Raw genomic sequence first — 16666 nt, 5'->3', positions numbered from 1 at the left:
CTGACGAACAGGAACCATATATGAGGCATAATTATTTGGGTAAGCAACCACATCATTGTTACGCCCTAAAGAGTACCAAAAGGGTAGTTATGTAGATACGGCAGTTATTGGGAGAAAGAAGATGTTCTTACCTGGGGAGGTCTCTATAATCACGAGTTGGTATAGTAGAGAAGTCAGCAGAGGTCATAGTACTCACTAGAAACGAGTTGTAGTTTATCTACATAGGTCTCACAAGTGAGGAAGGACCGAAAGTAATCCTTTCTGAAATGCCAGATGGAGCATTGATTTTCGTTATTGGGTGACCGATTCCCTAGAAAATTTGTAGCCATTTGATAAAGTAGGAAATAGTTTTGATTGGTGTAAAGAGCAATCGGAAAGATGGGTTACTAACCGCCGTATACGAGACCCGTATGTACGGTGGTGTGAGAGGCGCACTCTCCTCAATTATGGGGAGAGCCGTCTACTCGATTATCTCTTGTTTTTCTTTCTATTAGATTATAGTAATTCAATAATTCTCATTTAATTAAAACACCAAATTAAACCTTTTGTGTTTTTTAAAGTCTTAAAATGAAACATAAACTAATTTTATATGATAACGACATCTAGCACATTCAAAAAATGGAATTTATATTTAAGTATAATTTTAATTGCGTTTACTTTTTTTAGTTGCAGTAGAAGTGACGACAGTACTGATGAAATGAATGATGACCAAGTAATTAATAGCGGTGAAGAAATTAATGACGATGAAGTAATTGATGACGATGCAATGTTTTATCAAGCAGAAAGCTTTGTAACGATAGAGAATGGTTTGGGAGGGCTTGATGCTGATTTGGAATTTGGAGACAGGTTTGGGAGAGATCATGATGTAATAGGAGATGTGGATGGAGATGGGGTAATAGATTACGTTATAGGCGCGCGATCAGATGATGATGGAGAGGTTGATGCCGGAGCGGTATATATCTTGTTTATGAATAGTGATGGTTCTGTTTCATCTAATCAAAAAATATCCAACCTAGAAGGCGGATTTAATGAAACACTGCTTGAAGGTAATTTCTTTGGCTATGGAGTTGCAGGCATTGGTGATTATGATAATGACGGAATACCAGACATTGCAGCTTCAGCTACAAATTCAACCAACAGAGCATTGTACATTATTCATCTAAATACCGATGGTACAGTTAAGAATTTCGTAAAAAACTCAAACATTATTGCACAAGGACTTTCCGGTATTGGTGACATCAATAATGATGGTAGAATTGATTTGGTTGCATGTGAACCTAGTTCAGATTTGGGTGGAATTAGTCGTGGTGCTATCAACATATTATTTTTAGACGATGATTCACAGGTTGTGCCTGGAAGCACTGTAAATATCGGATCTGGTACTGGTGGTTTTGGAGAAGGGCTTGAGGACAATGATCAATTTGGAGGTAGAGAAGTAGCTATGCTAGGAGACATAGATAATGACGGAACATTAGAAATGGCAGTAGGAGCTTTCACTTCTGATGGTGGCAAAGGAGCGATTTGGATGCTTTCTCTAAATAGTACCACGTTCAATGTGGAGTCTAAACTTAAAATTACTGAAGGATTAAATGGTTTTACGGAAACACTTGATTTAGAAGAGAACCCTAATGGTACTTTTGGTGCGCAGTTTGGGCATGCGATGTGCGCAGCTGGGGATATTGATGGTGATGGAATAACAGATTTAGTTACGGGAGCCAATCAGCAAAATGAAGGTAGCGCGTATATCCTATATCTAAATGCAGATAAGACCGTAAAAACATTTGATAAAATTAGTGCAACGGAAGGTGGTTTTGATTTGGTTCTTGGTCCAGATGACCGTTTTGCACGTTCTATATCTTATGTAGGCGATTTAAAAGGAGACGGCTCTATTGCAATAAATTTTGGTGGAATTGGGCTTGGCACAACAGGGGCACTGTACACACTGTTTTTTAGACCTAATTAAAGAGTATCTATTTGCTTTATTAAGTCCATAATGTTTTATGTAGTTGTACCTTAAGTTGGTGTAAAAAAGCCAGAATGACTATTCTAAAATAGAGTCCATCTCAAATAAATAAACATTAATCAAGTTCTTCTAAACGATAGGCTTTGTTAAAGAACGTTGCTTCATCCTGCGGGCCCATGGACTGAGGGTTCGTTATTGGTATGTAGCGATCTTCACGTGAATTAAAAAAGAACTGATTTTTAAAGTTAAATTTTAGAAATGCCTCACTACTTCCAACTGATTCGTTGGCGGTAATAAAGTGATATAAACTGCCATATATGGTTAAAACTTCTTTACCACCAATAGCCAAATCAACTATTTGATTATTAAGGTTGAGTTTTAAAGTGTCATTTTGAAAAAAGTAATTGTAATCAAAAGACAGATTGTTATATTCAAAAGTAAGTTCATTATCAGTATTAAAAGTAACTTTCGCGCTTTCACAATACACTTCTGTTTCTTCGTTAAAAATTTCTAAACCATCAGTTCCATCAAAAATTGAATTAAAATCTTCAAGACTATTTGAACCCAATTCACCACCTACATAATGTACGATTGTTTCCCCTGGAGATAGACTTATGAGATAGATGGAATCCAACATCATCCATTGCTTCATAAACTGTGATGTCGTTTTCAAGAGATTCTGAATTACATGAAAATAAAACCAGGGTACTTAAAAAACTAAATATGATTTTGAAATTTTGATTATAAAAAAATCTTTGAGTTGAATTGTTGCTTATTCCTTATCATGATATTTATTTTATTTTTTATCGAGATTAAACTCAAAAGAGATAAGAATGTCTTCTGCTAGTTTTTCACGAACAATGGCTGGAATTTTGATGTCAAAATCGGAGGCTTTTACATTAAAAGTTCCTTTCATTGTTATTATTTCATTTTCCATTGAAATTAAAATCGGTAGGTTTTTAAACTGCTTTATTTCTCCATGAAAACTTAATTGCCCGCTAACATTATATTTTTGATTTGCATTTAAGTTATAAATATCAAAGCTGTCTATTTTACCTTTAAAAGTGGCTTTAGGGAACTTATCTGATTCGGCATAGTTTTCATTAAAGTGTTCCTCCATTAAAGCAATTTTAAAACGAAAACCTTTAACAAGAGCTAATGCGGCAAATTCAGCATTAGTGGCATTAAGGATTGCTGTAACAGTAGTACTAGTTCCTTTAACTTCTTCAAAAGAAGGCATAGAAGCCTCAAAAGTTATGTGCCCATCTTTTGTTAAATATTTGTCTTGAGAAAAACTATTTAAACTTAAGAATACAATTAGATATATAAGCTTTTTCATATAGATTCATTTTAATTAAAAAAGATATACTATTAGGAGAAAATCATAAATTTAGTTTTCTAATAATCCTTCATCTAACCATTGCTGTATTTGGTCTCTTAATGATTGTGACATGAGTCCACTTGTTGGCATAGGATCAGAAACATCATTAATACGACTAATAATATCATTAATATCATTACTTACTTGGGTGTAGGTCGTATATGATGTAGGTGCTCCATTTCTTGTTGGGCTTCCATGACAATTTGTACAATTATTGCTTATTATAGTTGCAACAGTACCATTATAGGTAATTGCCGTTAGTTCTTGTTAATCTTCCAGTTCAACAAGGTCATCATTACTATTGTTTGAGCAGCTACTAGTTATTAAAACAGAAATAGCAAATAAATAAATAATTTTTTTAAATTTCATAGTTTTCATTTTTTAAATAGTTTCATTTTTATATTAAAAGGTTCTGCTTAGATTAAATCCAAAATAAATGTCTCCAATAGACCAATCTCCGTCAGCTTGCCCTAAAAAACCATTAGTATTCATTGCTTGTGCATTAGAAAAATGGAGCTGAAATACGTGACCTCCTGTCTCTAAATCAAAACCTATTGATAATGGGTTTTTGAATGGTGAATTGCTGGCTCTATTGAGGTGTAAACCGTAATCAGCGTTGATAGACCACCGTTTGCCAAGTTTATGGCGCCCACCCAAACCAAGTGCAAATTGAGAATTGTTTTGCTCATTGATTACAACATAATTATCGTGAAAAAATGTAGGAGCTAATTCTAAGGTAAAATCTTGATTAATTTTTCTTGATATTAAAAATTGCATGGTATATCCCAGTTTGTCAATAAATTCAAGAAGAGGAAAATTTTCTTTTTCCAAGCTTGTATTTATTAGAACAGCATTGAAACCCACAATTGTAAAAGGGGAACCACTTTTTTTTTGTCTAACAAGCCTATACTTGGTTGTAACATCATAAACTTTAAGGAATGAACTTCTTGATACACCAATATTTATAGCATCAGTGATGCCATACACAAAATTTAAGCGCGTTACCGCATTATCTAGACCGAAAAAAGTGTCAATACCATTTTTAATACTACCAAACCTGTGAGAAACTATGAGTTTTAGCTCATTATTACCTGCTAATTTTGTCGATTCAAAATTTACTATTTTCAGACCTTTAAAAGCCGCTGAAGCGTATGCTGTACCAGTGGAATCTGTATCTATTTCATTTAATAAATCATCTTGTGCTTGCATATAAATTGAAAAGCAAAAAATGATGGGCAGAAGTAGTTTCATGGTTAATTTAATTTAAATTATGACTTTATTTCGGTCAAAAGGTTTAATAGCAAGTGGCATAATTATTCAATAATTGTACATTGGTCCAGTTTCACCTGTTCCAATAAATCATCAAAACCAATTACCCTTCCTTTAACTTTCGTTCTAGATTTAAGCATTATTGAAGGGTTAGCAATGGCTTTTTGGAATGAACAGAATACCGAATTATCTAAGGTTATGTCTTCCTTGTTTAATTCTGTAATACTTCCAGAAATTTCTATTGTTTTATTTAAAAATTTCGCTTCAGATTGAGCTGTACTATTTAAAAAGCTAGCCTTAAGTGTTCTTGAAGTAAGTTTAAAATCAGTTTGTTCTGTTTGAATATCTCTATGATTTTGAAACACATAATTGTAGCTTAGAAATAGAACTAAAATGATAAAAATTAGTAGTATGATGAATTTACGCATGTACCTTAGGTTTTTGAACAACAGTCTTTAGACTATATAAATGAAAAAAGGTTTAAGGCCTTTTAGGAAAAAATCATAAACACTTGATTTTTTAAACTTATTTAAAGGGTATTGATAATAAATTACCCATCATATTTAGAGGTATGTTACGGTATTTTAAACACAAAAAGTCTTATTGAAAAGAATAACATTATATAAAGGAAAATTATTAAGAATATACGCATGATTGGATATTACTAAGTCTCTAATGGTCTAATTGAATTTTATTTCATCTTTATTTTGAACCCTTGATTAAACCATTTGACTAAAGCGTAGTCCTAGCACTATAATTGACAAAAATTAATCATATGAAAGAAATTATACAAAAGGTAAAAGCAATCAATATTTACCTTAAAATAGAGATGCGTTTGTTCGCAGTAATTATTCTAACTTTTATCTCAAGCTGTGGTTCTAGTCAAGAAGAGGAGCCTATTACCATAATGGAATCTGAGGATACGGAATCGGTAGCCCCAATTATTCAAACTCCAACACCACTAATTCATCTTGAGGATAATTTAGATGAACAAGACCAACTTGGATGGTGTATTGACACTCGAGGCAATGGATTTAATGAAGTACTGCATACCCATTCTTGTAAACCAAGTGGTGGTGATGTTCAGTTTACATACAATGAAGAAACCCTTCAAATTTGCTCAGTAGAATTTATTGGTTTCTGCGTAGAAATGTCGGAAGGTGTTCTTGAAGGTGCGAGTTTAAGCCTTGTTGAAAGTGATACAGAATCGCCTAATCAGAAGTTCGTTTACAATGCTGAAAACGGAGAGTTCAATCCAGAGGAAAATGCTAACCTTTGCCTTGCAGCAGGGAGTGTAAGTTCTGCGGCCGGTATTTATATGTCTCGTTCGCTAACTCTAGAACTTTCGTCTGAAATTGATGAAAGTTTAAAAAAATGGGTTATTGTAAGTGCGGAATCAACAGATTAGTTTTGTTTTAAAGGCAGTTTATGTTTTTGTAGAATATTTTTTACACACTATTGGAAGAACAAAAAAGGAGATGTATATCTGTTTGTATGCGAGTATGGGTTTTTGACTAAGAACGACAACGGAAAAGAAAAATACGTTTTGATTACATGGCAAGATTATATGAATTAGTGATTTTTGGTATTGAATAATTGCTTAGATTTACTTCTAAATGTGCTATTTTTGATCGAGTTTCGAGTTCGGTTAATCATTTGTAAAAGCATCCTTAAAATACTGTAAGTTAACAAGTTATAATTATAGAATTAGTTCTGTCGTGATGTTTTTTAAAGTAAACTTCCATTCCTACTATTCCTGGCAAAATATACATTGGAGGGTAGCTTAGTCTTAACCATAATTCTTCGAATGAAGATTGAGATCCAGCTAAATCTAATTCAGATTGAATAAATCTATCTAAATACCTTAGATTATCATTTAATGATCCTCCATACCTTCCGACTGTATTTGGTGTTATATAGATTTTCATTAGTTAATCATCCTTTATTTAAACTTTCATATTTTCAATATAAAGATAAGTATCGAATATGAGAGTTTCATAAAATGTTCTTTTTACGGAACAAAGATTATTGGTCGACAAATTTAAACCTTCTTTTGCATCCAGACTGGTGTCGTATTCGATTTATGTTCTGCTCCGATTATCGTCTTATAAAGTTCGGGCTTCCTGGCATTTTTGTATCTCCAGCCGCCTGATAGCTGTATTTTTTCTTTTGTGATTTTTGAAATGGTTATGTTATCCTCAAAAGACCTTATTTCAGACAAAATTTCTCCATAAGGATCGATAATCATTGAATTACCATTTTTAAGATGTTCTCCATCATAGCCTATGGGGTTGGTAAAAGCATAGTAGACCCCATTGTCATAGGCTCTGGCAGGAAGCCAGCGCATAAGCCAACGCCTACCTTTTGGGCCGTCGAATTCCAACCTCAAGGAAACGGGGTCCGTTTGTCGGTTTTGCCAGAATCTATCTTCTACATAACCCCTGCCCGGCATTGCCGAAGGAGTGCATCCGGTTACATGAGGTGCAAAAATAAGTTCCGCACCTAGAATACTTGTGGCCCTAACGTTTTCGATTACATTGTTATCGTAACAAATAAGGATTCCGCATTTCCAACCAAGCAGTTCAAAAACGCAATATTCTTGTCCTGCGGACATATGTCTGCTTATGAAAGGATGAAGTTTTCTATATTTTGTTACTATGCCGTCCTTAGTAACGCAGATATAGGTGTTGAAAATTTTACCGTTCTCCTTTTCCACAAGACCGGCTAAAATCGGAATATCGAATTCTTGGGAAATACTAATCAATTCTTGAGTGCTCTTTCCTTTGGGTATTTCCTCTGCTAAACCAATAATCTCTTCAAGGCCTAAATCCTTTGTGAATGTATAAGCAGTAATCGACATCTCATGAAAACTAATTACGTCCGCACCTTTTGCCTTAGCCCTTTCGGTTAGTTTACGGATTACGGAAAGATTATATGTTTTGTCACCATCTTTTGGCTGAAACTGTGCGACAGCGATATTTATTTCCTCCATATAAAATATAATTTATAAACAAAAATATCGTGTAGGCAAAAACAAGAATTGTATAAACCCGACAAAATATTTATTAAAATGTAATGAGATTTACGGCAAGAGGTACAGTGTTCTTATAAGCCGATGGTGTTAGACCCGTAAGTTCTTTGAATTCCCTGATTAGATGAGCTTGATCGTAGAAGCCTGCCTGAAGACTGATTCCTGTTAAAAGGTCGGGGCTTGATTTTCTGCTCATAAGCCCCAAGAAGGAATGAAGTTTAACGATTTGAATAAATTTTTTTGGAGAAATCCCTATTTGAACAGCAAAAGTTCTTTGTAAGTTTCTTTCGCTTGTGCAAGCGTAGAGGCTAAGTTGCTTTACTGACACTATACCTTTTTTAATTAGCACATGTTGGACTGTATTTTGAAGAAATGGCGCTAAAGAGTCCTCATTCTTATTTAACCTATTCAAAAAAAATAAATTCAAATTTTCTACAATTGCATCTATGGTGCATTCACTTCTTAACCTTTCGTTCAATTCAAATACCTCGTTGTCGAAAATTAGACTTGCATCCACAATTTTGCCCCGGAGTTGATTTGAAGGTATCCTAGTAAACCTATAGAGCCCAAAAGGTTGGAACAACACAATTACAATGGACAAATCACCTTCGATTATAAAATCTTGATTTTTTAAAATTTGCCCAAAAACATAATTATTAGGTAATATGGAATTAGTACTTGAAACCTTGAAGTTTGTTTTTTTAATTGTGAAAACAATTCCGTTATGACCATTTGAGAAGTGCCTAAAGTTTTTCTGTATATCAGATTCTATGTCCAAAACAAGATAGTGCTTGATGTGATTGGATAAAAATGGAGACGGTGTAATTTGCATTTAATGACCTGATAAAAATATATCAGTAAAATTAAATTAATTTTTAGAATTACAACTGTCCTATAAAACGGCAGATTCAGGGAACTAACGGAATGAAATGAAAGTAGATTGATTTCCAGTTCCATTTGTCGTTCTTTTTAGTAGTTCCGGTAATTCACTTTTTACGGAACTAAAATTTATAAAAATTATTGATTATTGTAGAAGTGAGTTTTTGCTTTAATTAGAGGTAATAAGCTATCGTTTTATTGAACTTTTACTTGGAACGATTCGCAATTTCATCCTTTATTTTCTTTAATTCTGGGTAAAGAGTCACAGGACCTCCTAAGGTACATATCACAATTGTTAGCATTGCCCAGTCAATCTCATTATCATTTAAATAATTTCGTATTTGGAAATATAAAAGCCCGATGATTATGGGGATAAAAACAAAGATAGCCCCTTGTAAGTTCTTTCTTTTCTTATGCAATTCCTCTATACTTAAGTCCGTTAGCTTATTTTCCTCCATTGGTAAATTAGTTTCGTTTCTCTATCCTTTATTTGAACTTTAATACATTAGTGTTTTTTTACTTTTTGCCAAAAAATTATAAATCAGCGTTACAATAAGACCAAATATAAGTGATATTGGAATCAGTGTAAATGGGGCAAGTCCCCTAGCGGTATCCCTACTTAATTCTCTTTGGCTCTCATTAAGTTCTGGATTAGATTCTTCCATCGAAAATGAACCGTCACCGTTGGTATCATATTTTTGTAATAATTCCTTTTCAATTTTGTTATTTCGATACTCCCATCGATAATACACAATTATGTTCAAAACAAAGTATAGAACTGTTGAAATAGTCAAAAACCTTATAATAGTCAATTTTTTCATCCTTTATTTGAACTTTAAAAATTACGACAAGGCGTCCTTACTCGTCTGTTAAATGTACTATTTTCAAATCTGATATTTCTTATTTATAATATGAATTAACAACCCTTTAAAACTAGCACAAAAACAGCACTATCGATAAAAAGTATATAACTCCGATGAACAAAAACGCTATTCAACACTTTTCATCATTTTGACATCATAAAAGCCTCACTTGACAACAAGTGGGTTTTTCTCGTGCCTTTCACTTGTACATTTGTTAGAGAATAAAAACACAAATTGTTATGAACCCTAAGACTAAGAGTTTACTATATTTTACAAGTTTCGTTATAGCTGTATTAAGTTACTATAATATAGAAAATAGCAACATACAAAATACTGAAATAGCATTACATACACAAGCTCAAGTTTCTACCCAAGAAGCTTTGAACTAAAACATATAACACGAACATACCTACTTGAGTAAGGGCTTGGAGAGATCCAAGCCCTTTTTTGTTTTTATAACCTGGTTCCTGCTTAAATACAACACGTTTTAAGAATCCTTAATTTATACTTTACGAATTGCGACATAGTGTCCTAACCCATCGTTTATTCGAACTTCTTTGAGACTAAAAAACCTTAGTTATTCTCGTATTATCTGTAAGGGTGTATTCATCCAGTATTCGTTCATATTACTCAATTTACTAATTGGCTGGTCGACATGATTTAAAGGCTTTCTTTTTTGCATTAAGTCTTTTTCAATAGAATTAATATTCGGTTGTGTTATAGTTGTTTGAGTAAAGAACTCTCTGAATTGATGTAAATTTTCATAGTTCGGTTCTTCGAGTGTATTACCATACTCATCTCGCAAATTTTGAATTCGAAGCAAAAATCTTAGTTGTTTCGGGTCACTAACTGTTGAAAATAAATTTTTTCTCAATGATATTTGAGCTTTGCCAGAACTAAGCTTTAAAATTATCTTATTGTCAAAGGCATCAACCAGTTTTTCAATTTGTAAATCTTGGCCATTAAATTTCAATTCAAAATCAGCAAGCTCTAACTCTTCATAATTGGCGCCTTCGGAATTTAACTCAACTTCTATAATACCTTCTTCAATGTTTAATAATAAATTCTCAATTTTAAACACAGGATGACGTCTAAGAACGAATTTATTATGTAATGAAATATAATTAAGATACATTCGGCCATTGACTTTTGAATATTCTACTAAAACCTCATAAAGCAATTCATTGTTGTCTTTCGTGCCTACCAAATCAACTGGATATAGACTGTTCTTAGGACGTTTTCCATAAAGGGAATAGACTAACTTACGAATGGCGTAATCATCTTTGTCAATATAAATATCACCCTTTACAGTAAAAGGATTTAACTTTTTTTTAATCCCTATTTTATACACAGGCTCGCCGTCATAATAAGTGTTTTCTACAGAAGAGAATCGGTGTGCACCAATAAAGTCCTTATTGAACACTCCTATAAATGAATATCCTTGTTTATCGTAGTTTCTTATCGCATTATGTATGCATAAATTTACCAATTCGTTTCCACGGTACCTACTTAACAATAAAACATTGGGTACAAATTTGTCTTTCGTCATGTAATCGTATGGTTTGGCCGCAAAAGAATCAATCTTGAAGTCATCGTTTTTCACATAAGAAAGTAAGCTATATTCTGTTTCTTTGAAATGATCGCTTTGAAAGCCTTTATCATAAATTTGAACGATTGCTTCATTAAAATTCAGGTATTTATTTTTTTGTATTTGGTAATCGCGATAATATCCAATTAGACTAAAAGAATCTATTGGATAATTTTCAGGTATTCTATCAAGTGCCTTTCTAATAATTTGTTTTGCTGTTAGACGTTTTAAACTTCCCGACTTCAGGACTACTTCATTCAACTGGAAAGTCGCAGGTCTCATATTAATAATATTAGTGCTATCAACTTTCAGTAATGCTGTTTCAATGACCTTAGTTTCATAACCCATGCTTGAAATCTCCAGGTAATTCCCTTGTGTTTGATATTCTTTTGGGATTTTAAATCCCCCATTAAGGTTTGAAATTACACCCTTGGCGTTATCTCGCAGTTTGATAGTGGCAAATACGACAGGTTCCTTCGTTTTCAAATCAAGAAGTATGCCCTCGATAAAATCCTTTTTCTGCCCAAAGAATAGAAGCGGAATTAGTAATAAAACTAGTAATGTGGATTTTTTTTTGGACAAATTAAGGGTGTTTTATCGGTTCATTATACATCTCATATTAATTCATGTTCGATGGGATTTTAGGTAGCGCGTAAATACAATCCTTTATTTGAACTTTACGATTTTGTCCTTAAATATCAATAATCTAAAGTTTAGTTGAGAACTTCATCTTCATTTTTAATTAAAAAATCAAAAGCTTTATTAACAACTTCATTGAGCTTCATTTGTTTCTTTTCCGCTATGACTGCCAAATACCTGTGAACGCTTCGTGAGGTTCGAACATTAAATGCTCCTTTAAAAAACTTGTTCGGTTCTTTTCCAACCTCCATACATGTTTCTAAATAATCATCGACAGAATCGATAAAGGCTTGTTGTAGTTCTTCAACTGAATTGGCCTCAAAAGTTACCAAGTCATTAATCCCAATAATTTTGCCGTATAAAACAGCATCCTCAGCACTAAATTCAACAGAACCAAAATAATTTTTGTGTTTTAAATAATCTGCCATGACTTTAATTTATTAATGATTTGTTTTATTAAATAAGGCTTAATAATATTCCCTGGGTGTGGTCTATGCAAATTAACGATGTCCTTATTGTCGTTTATAAACTTTACACGAGAACCCCCGGTTTTACCTTTTTTGGTGTTTTCAGTAAAACCAAAATGCGCTAAGATCTTTATTAGTTCTTCCCAAGTCAAATCTTTTGGGTCACTCTTGAACTTTAAAATCAATTTTTCGATTTTACTCATGTTCAAATATACAAATTTTTTGTAACTAAATAATAGTTACTAAAAAATAATCATAAGCTTGCCGACAAGGTGTACTAAATCATGACCGTATCCATGAATATGTAATATATCCATATTGTTATTTGAGTAACTCTTTACAGAAGGTGCGATCTGTAAAGAGTTGCCTGTCATTAATATCGTATTCGAAGGGTTGAATAATTGTCTCCTATTGTTTTGTCCAAAATATTGTGAGGTGGTTTAAGCATAGAGATAAAATTTAAATTTAATATGTTCTTAATAATGAATATATATCTTCTTTTGTTGCTTCACTAAATATTAAATCAAATAACCGCTTGTTTTGACTAAGACCATAATTTGATTCAAACTTATCTAGGTTAAGTCTTAAAAAGTCTATATCCCAATCGAATGATTCATTAAAAGCAAGTTGAAACCAATCTTTATCAATCGCATTTTGTTCAACAAACTCTTTATCTATTAGCCCATATCTAAAAATACTCCATCTAAATTTTAATAAGTTTTTTGTGTTATTTTTAATGTATTCCTTGGATAATTTTTGAACTAATCTATAGGGAAGGGCTTTGTCAAAATCTTCCAAATTTATGTGATCTTCAATTTCCTGAATTGTCAATATTTCTGGTTTTCTTTGGATAAGTTGTTGCCAAGGAGGATTTCTACAATAGGATTTTGAAAGCCAAATTTCTCTATCAAAATAAAAGTTACTTATTACAGCCCATACAAGTCTTCCTTTTGCCGTATTTACTTGCCAGTCTTGTGACTGTCTTTTGAATGCTGGGTGGTCTGATATAAATTTTTTAGTTAAAAACTCAATCAATTTATCCCCAAATACAATAGCTTTATTTTGCACAAAATAATGCCAATTCCATTCATAATCATTTGGATAAGCTAAAATAAATGGCATCATAGATTCATTTCGGCTTAAACCTTTAAAACATAGGTGATCTTTATATTTTTTAATTCCTTTTTGTTCAAGTTTAAGGTTTTTGTTAGCACTTAATTTATTCCAGTTCCATTTAATTAAATATTGATCAATTATAACTTCATCCAATGTCAGATGATTATTAGCCGAAAATCTATCCCAATCCAACAAATGACCATATTTATCTAGATTCCTTGGGCTAGTAACAATAGATTTGTGGCTTAGTCCTTTCCAATCCCATTTATCTTTATAAGTGTCTAAAAGTTGGTTTGACCAATCTATATTTTTGTGATGATGAATAAATGTAAAATCCATATAATTTTCATATTGCTTAAAAAATGCAAGGTTCAATTCTAATCCACTTGTTTTCCATAAACTTCCCCAATCCATTTTATCCTTTAAGCTTTCTATGAGTTCTAGTGACCAAACTACTTTGTCATTTTTCATAAACATCATATCTTCATAGTTTATGATGTCCTTAAATTCATTTATTTGGTCAAAATCCCATTCGTAATATCTAGACAGTTGACTTATGCAAATTTCTTTAAATCTAATGTTAGTTTTGAACTGCTCTATTACCTCTTTCGATATCATTGAAACTAAGTCTTTATTTTAATTTTCTAATAAATTGGTAAGGCGATTTTGCTTCCTAATGATGTCTAAGAAAACTTTATTACGAGCTTCCGCATCATAAATCAATGTTTTTGCACTTATAACAAATATTGATATACCCAATTTGTCATAGTGCCTATGATAAATTGGCGATTCAGTTGAAAATAATGGTGTATAATCGTCTCCAAGTAATCTGTCCGCCAGCTTTTCGTCTATATCAGTGATTAAGTATCCTGATACTTCTTGAATTTTCTCCTTATCTTTAAATGCTTTTACATAGTCAATAAGTTGAGTGATTCCGTGGTATTTTTTTCTATCTGATTTTGATTTAAAATCAAAAGGTTTTATTTCAAGAATTACTGATTTAAGTCTCTCTGGATTATTAGGGTTATGAGAGAAAAATAATGAAAGGTCTGGTTTATCATTGACAATGTCGACATCTTGGTATGATTCATTAATATCGGTTAGAACTTCCTGAATGCGTTTGTCACTAGCAGCATAACTGTAAGTTGTAAATCTATCATCTAATAACCATAAGTTATTTTTACCAATACTGTAATAATCATCCTTGGTATATTTAGTCATAAACAAGTTGTGAATAATAGATTCTACTTGCTCACTCTTATTGACTAACTTTTTAAGTTTCTCTATAATAATTACTCTGTCATTTATATATGAAACAAGTTCGTTTTGGGCTAGCTGTATTGCATCATTCAATTCCTTATCTGTAAAATTTTCCTTGTTACTATTATTTAAGACTTTTTCCTTAGCTACATCAAACTTCTTTTTGGCTTTATCAATTATTTGTCTTTTATCAAGATACCCTGCCATTTCAATATCCTGAGGATCTATATAATTTACTAAGTAAGGACGCTCTTCTTGTATTTCTTTAATCTTTTTTCTATTGATTTTTTTAGTCTCTGGAATCCCTTTTGAAACAATTTTACTTATTACTTTTTTCAGCTCATTATTAATCATTTCCCAAGATATAGTTGAAACTAAATCAGTTTTTACAGGAAAAATATCAAAATCATTACGTTCATTATTGACTTGCTTATCAAAATATTTGGACTCTAAAAGCATTAAGCCAGAATATCCATAGGGCATCGAGATTTTTAAATCTTTATCTTCAAAATGCAAAAATCGGTCATAGTATACCACTCTCGCCGGATTAAAGTGAACCACCCTTGCCGGGTCAAAGTGAGCCACCTTCGCCGGATGAAAGTGAACCACTAAAAAAGTCGATTCTATTTGTAAAAAGTCAAAGGTCTTTTTTTGTTAAAAAGACGATGGCCAATAAACAAATAGATATGCGAAAAGTAAAACAGATTTTTAAGCTCTACAGCGCTGGCGTAAGCAAACGTCAGATAAGCTCAAGACTAGGACTATCGCGCAATACCATTACCAAGTATATTTCTTTTTTTAAGCGGTATCAGCTTACCGGTTATGAAGTATCGGCGATGACTTTAGAAGAGCTGGATAAGCTCTTCAAATCGGACCAAAAGCCTAAGAGCCAGCAGTTGTTGACCCTTGAGAAATACTTTCCTTATTTTGATAAGGAGTTACGTAAAACAGGTGTGACCAGGCAGTTGCTTTGGGAGGAATACTATGTAAAACATCCCGATGGTTTTAAGGTATCACAATTTAAGTATTGGTACAACGAATGGACCAAAGAAGTATCTCCCGTGATGCACCTTACCCATAAAGCAGGAGATAAACTATTTATTGATTATACAGGCAAAAAACTTACCATTGTAGACCGTGATACGGGCGAGTTGCAAAACTTGGAAGTATTCGTATGTGTACTTGGTAGTAGCCAATATACTTATGTTGAAGCTAGTGCGAGCCAAAAGAAAGAAGATTTTATACGTAGCATAGAAAATGCACTTTGGTTCTATGGTGGTGTTCCCGCTGCGCTGGTACCCGATAATCTTAGGGCAGCAGTTACCAAGAGTAGTCGTTATGAACCAAAGGTCAACGATACCTTTGCCGACTTTGCTGAGTACTATGAAACAGCGGTACTACCAACCAGAGCATATAAACCAAGAGATAAAGCTATTGTTGAGAATGCCGTGCGTATCATTTATACGCGGGTATTTGCCCCGTTACGGCATCAAACATTCCATAGTATCCCCAATATCAACAAGGCCATACTAGAGCTCTTGGATAGCCATAACAAGATGTCTTTCAGAGGAAGGGAGTATTCTCGGTATTCCTTGTTCAAGGAAGTGGAAAAGCAAGAATTAAAGCCTTTGCCCTTGAAAAGGTATGAAATCAAATCCTATGCCAAGGGAACCATACATAAGAATAGCCACATCTATTTCAGTAAGGATAAACATTACTATAGCGTGCCCTACCAACATATAGGAAAACGCATTAAAATCATCTACTCTGATAGCTTAGTGGAAATATTCTATAAACTCGAACGCTTGGCGGCGCACCCGAGGGAAAGGAAGAAATACGCCTATACGACCATCAAGGAACATATGCCTTCGCATCATCAGTTTATAAGTGAATGGAGTTCGGAGAAGTTCATTACATGGGCAGGCCATATCGGAACAAATTGCAAGGAGTACATCATCAAAATACTAGACAAAAAACAACACCCCGAGCAATCCTATAAATCATGTTTGGGTGTACTTCACTTAACGAAAAAAGTCGGCAATGTTCGATTGGACAACGCCTGTAAAAGAGCTATGGACTATGGTGCGTATAACTACAATATCATCGAACGCATTCTCAAAAACGGATGGGACGCTTTAGATGAGAACATCGAACAAGAAATCGACATGCCCGATCATGACAACATCAGGGGAGGTCATTATTACAAATAG

At 33.2% G+C, this 16666-nt stretch carries 17 protein-coding genes; 4 read left to right on the top strand and 13 right to left on the bottom strand.

Annotated elements, in window-relative coordinates; translation table 11 throughout:
• Positions 1 to 589 precede the first annotated feature (589 nt).
• Positions 590 to 1963, top strand: a complete 1374-nt coding sequence (locus tag ACPF9A_RS08620; RefSeq protein WP_424003544.1) for an integrin alpha — start codon at positions 590 to 592, stop codon at positions 1961 to 1963.
• 115 nt (positions 1964 to 2078) lie between these two features.
• On the opposite strand, the gene ACPF9A_RS08615 is transcribed toward ACPF9A_RS08620, so the two are convergent.
• The 4 genes from ACPF9A_RS08615 to ACPF9A_RS08600 form a co-directional block, all read right to left on the bottom strand.
• Positions 2079 to 2636 carry a hypothetical protein gene (locus ACPF9A_RS08615; protein WP_424003542.1) on the bottom strand — a complete coding sequence of 186 codons (558 nt, stop codon included), beginning with the start codon at positions 2634 to 2636 and terminating at the stop codon, positions 2079 to 2081.
• 123 nt (positions 2637 to 2759) lie between these two features.
• Complete coding sequence (locus ACPF9A_RS08610) at positions 2760 to 3302, bottom strand: YceI family protein (protein ID WP_424003540.1); 543 nt, start codon at positions 3300 to 3302, stop codon at positions 2760 to 2762.
• A 444-nt stretch (positions 3303 to 3746) separates the two neighbouring features.
• Complete coding sequence (locus ACPF9A_RS08605) at positions 3747 to 4553, bottom strand: DUF5777 family beta-barrel protein (RefSeq protein ID WP_424003538.1); 807 nt, start codon at positions 4551 to 4553, stop codon at positions 3747 to 3749.
• Between the two features lie 104 nt (positions 4554 to 4657).
• Positions 4658 to 5041, bottom strand: coding sequence for an OB-fold protein (locus tag ACPF9A_RS08600; protein WP_424003536.1), 384 nt, complete (start codon positions 5039 to 5041; stop codon positions 4658 to 4660).
• Positions 5042 to 5388: 347 nt separating this feature from the next.
• Here ACPF9A_RS08600 and ACPF9A_RS08595 point away from each other — a divergent pair, with 347 nt between their 5' ends.
• Positions 5389 to 6021: a hypothetical protein gene (locus ACPF9A_RS08595; protein ID WP_424003534.1), complete on the top strand. Its 633-nt coding sequence runs from the start codon at positions 5389 to 5391 to the stop codon at positions 6019 to 6021.
• Positions 6022 to 6654: 633 nt separating this feature from the next.
• Here ACPF9A_RS08595 and ACPF9A_RS08590 read toward each other — a convergent pair.
• From ACPF9A_RS08590 to ACPF9A_RS08575, 4 genes are all read right to left on the bottom strand, one after another.
• Positions 6655 to 7605, bottom strand: a complete 951-nt coding sequence (locus ACPF9A_RS08590) for a nitrilase family protein (RefSeq protein WP_424003532.1) — start codon at positions 7603 to 7605, stop codon at positions 6655 to 6657.
• Positions 7606 to 7678: 73 nt separating this feature from the next.
• Positions 7679 to 8476 (bottom strand): DUF6597 domain-containing transcriptional factor, encoded by a 798-nt coding sequence (locus ACPF9A_RS08585; protein WP_424003530.1) that lies wholly within the window; start codon positions 8474 to 8476, stop codon positions 7679 to 7681.
• A gap of 253 nt (positions 8477 to 8729) precedes the next feature.
• Entirely contained in the window at positions 8730 to 8981 is a 252-nt protein-coding gene (locus ACPF9A_RS08580; RefSeq protein ID WP_424003528.1) for a hypothetical protein, read from the bottom strand.
• A 39-nt stretch (positions 8982 to 9020) separates the two neighbouring features.
• On the bottom strand, positions 9021 to 9344 hold the full coding sequence (locus ACPF9A_RS08575; protein ID WP_424003526.1) for a hypothetical protein: 324 nt from the start codon (positions 9342 to 9344) through the stop codon (positions 9021 to 9023).
• Positions 9345 to 9625: 281 nt separating this feature from the next.
• Between ACPF9A_RS08575 and ACPF9A_RS08570 the strand changes: the two genes are divergently transcribed.
• The gene (locus ACPF9A_RS08570; protein ID WP_424003524.1) at positions 9626 to 9775 is read left to right on the top strand and encodes a hypothetical protein; all 150 of its coding nucleotides are present in this window, start codon (positions 9626 to 9628) and stop codon (positions 9773 to 9775) included.
• A gap of 188 nt (positions 9776 to 9963) precedes the next feature.
• On the opposite strand, the gene ACPF9A_RS08565 is transcribed toward ACPF9A_RS08570, so the two are convergent.
• The 5 genes from ACPF9A_RS08565 to ACPF9A_RS08545 all read right to left on the bottom strand — a co-directional run bounded on the left by ACPF9A_RS08565 (position 9964) and on the right by ACPF9A_RS08545 (position 15041).
• Complete coding sequence (locus tag ACPF9A_RS08565) at positions 9964 to 11556, bottom strand: carboxypeptidase-like regulatory domain-containing protein (protein ID WP_424003522.1); 1593 nt, start codon at positions 11554 to 11556, stop codon at positions 9964 to 9966.
• A 131-nt stretch (positions 11557 to 11687) separates the two neighbouring features.
• The gene (locus tag ACPF9A_RS08560) at positions 11688 to 12041 is read right to left on the bottom strand and encodes a type II toxin-antitoxin system HicB family antitoxin (RefSeq protein WP_424003520.1); all 354 of its coding nucleotides are present in this window, start codon (positions 12039 to 12041) and stop codon (positions 11688 to 11690) included.
• Positions 12026 to 12283 (bottom strand): type II toxin-antitoxin system HicA family toxin, encoded by a 258-nt coding sequence (locus tag ACPF9A_RS08555; RefSeq protein ID WP_116772269.1) that lies wholly within the window; start codon positions 12281 to 12283, stop codon positions 12026 to 12028. The genes ACPF9A_RS08560 and ACPF9A_RS08555 overlap by 16 nt, the downstream gene beginning before the upstream one ends.
• A gap of 262 nt (positions 12284 to 12545) precedes the next feature.
• Positions 12546 to 13814 carry a hypothetical protein gene (locus ACPF9A_RS08550; RefSeq protein WP_424003518.1) on the bottom strand — a complete coding sequence of 423 codons (1269 nt, stop codon included), beginning with the start codon at positions 13812 to 13814 and terminating at the stop codon, positions 12546 to 12548.
• Positions 13815 to 13832: 18 nt separating this feature from the next.
• The gene (locus ACPF9A_RS08545) at positions 13833 to 15041 is read right to left on the bottom strand and encodes a hypothetical protein (protein ID WP_424003516.1); all 1209 of its coding nucleotides are present in this window, start codon (positions 15039 to 15041) and stop codon (positions 13833 to 13835) included.
• Positions 15042 to 15121: 80 nt separating this feature from the next.
• Between ACPF9A_RS08545 and istA the strand changes: the two genes are divergently transcribed.
• Complete coding sequence (istA, locus tag ACPF9A_RS08540; RefSeq protein WP_424003514.1) at positions 15122 to 16666, top strand: IS21 family transposase; 1545 nt, start codon at positions 15122 to 15124, stop codon at positions 16664 to 16666.

This window comes from Maribacter sp. IgM3_T14_3 (genome assembly GCF_049603095.1).
GTDB lineage: Bacteria > Bacteroidota > Bacteroidia > Flavobacteriales > Flavobacteriaceae > Maribacter.
The sequence above is the reverse complement of the archived record's forward strand: the minus strand, read 5'-3'. Positions and strand labels throughout refer to the sequence as shown.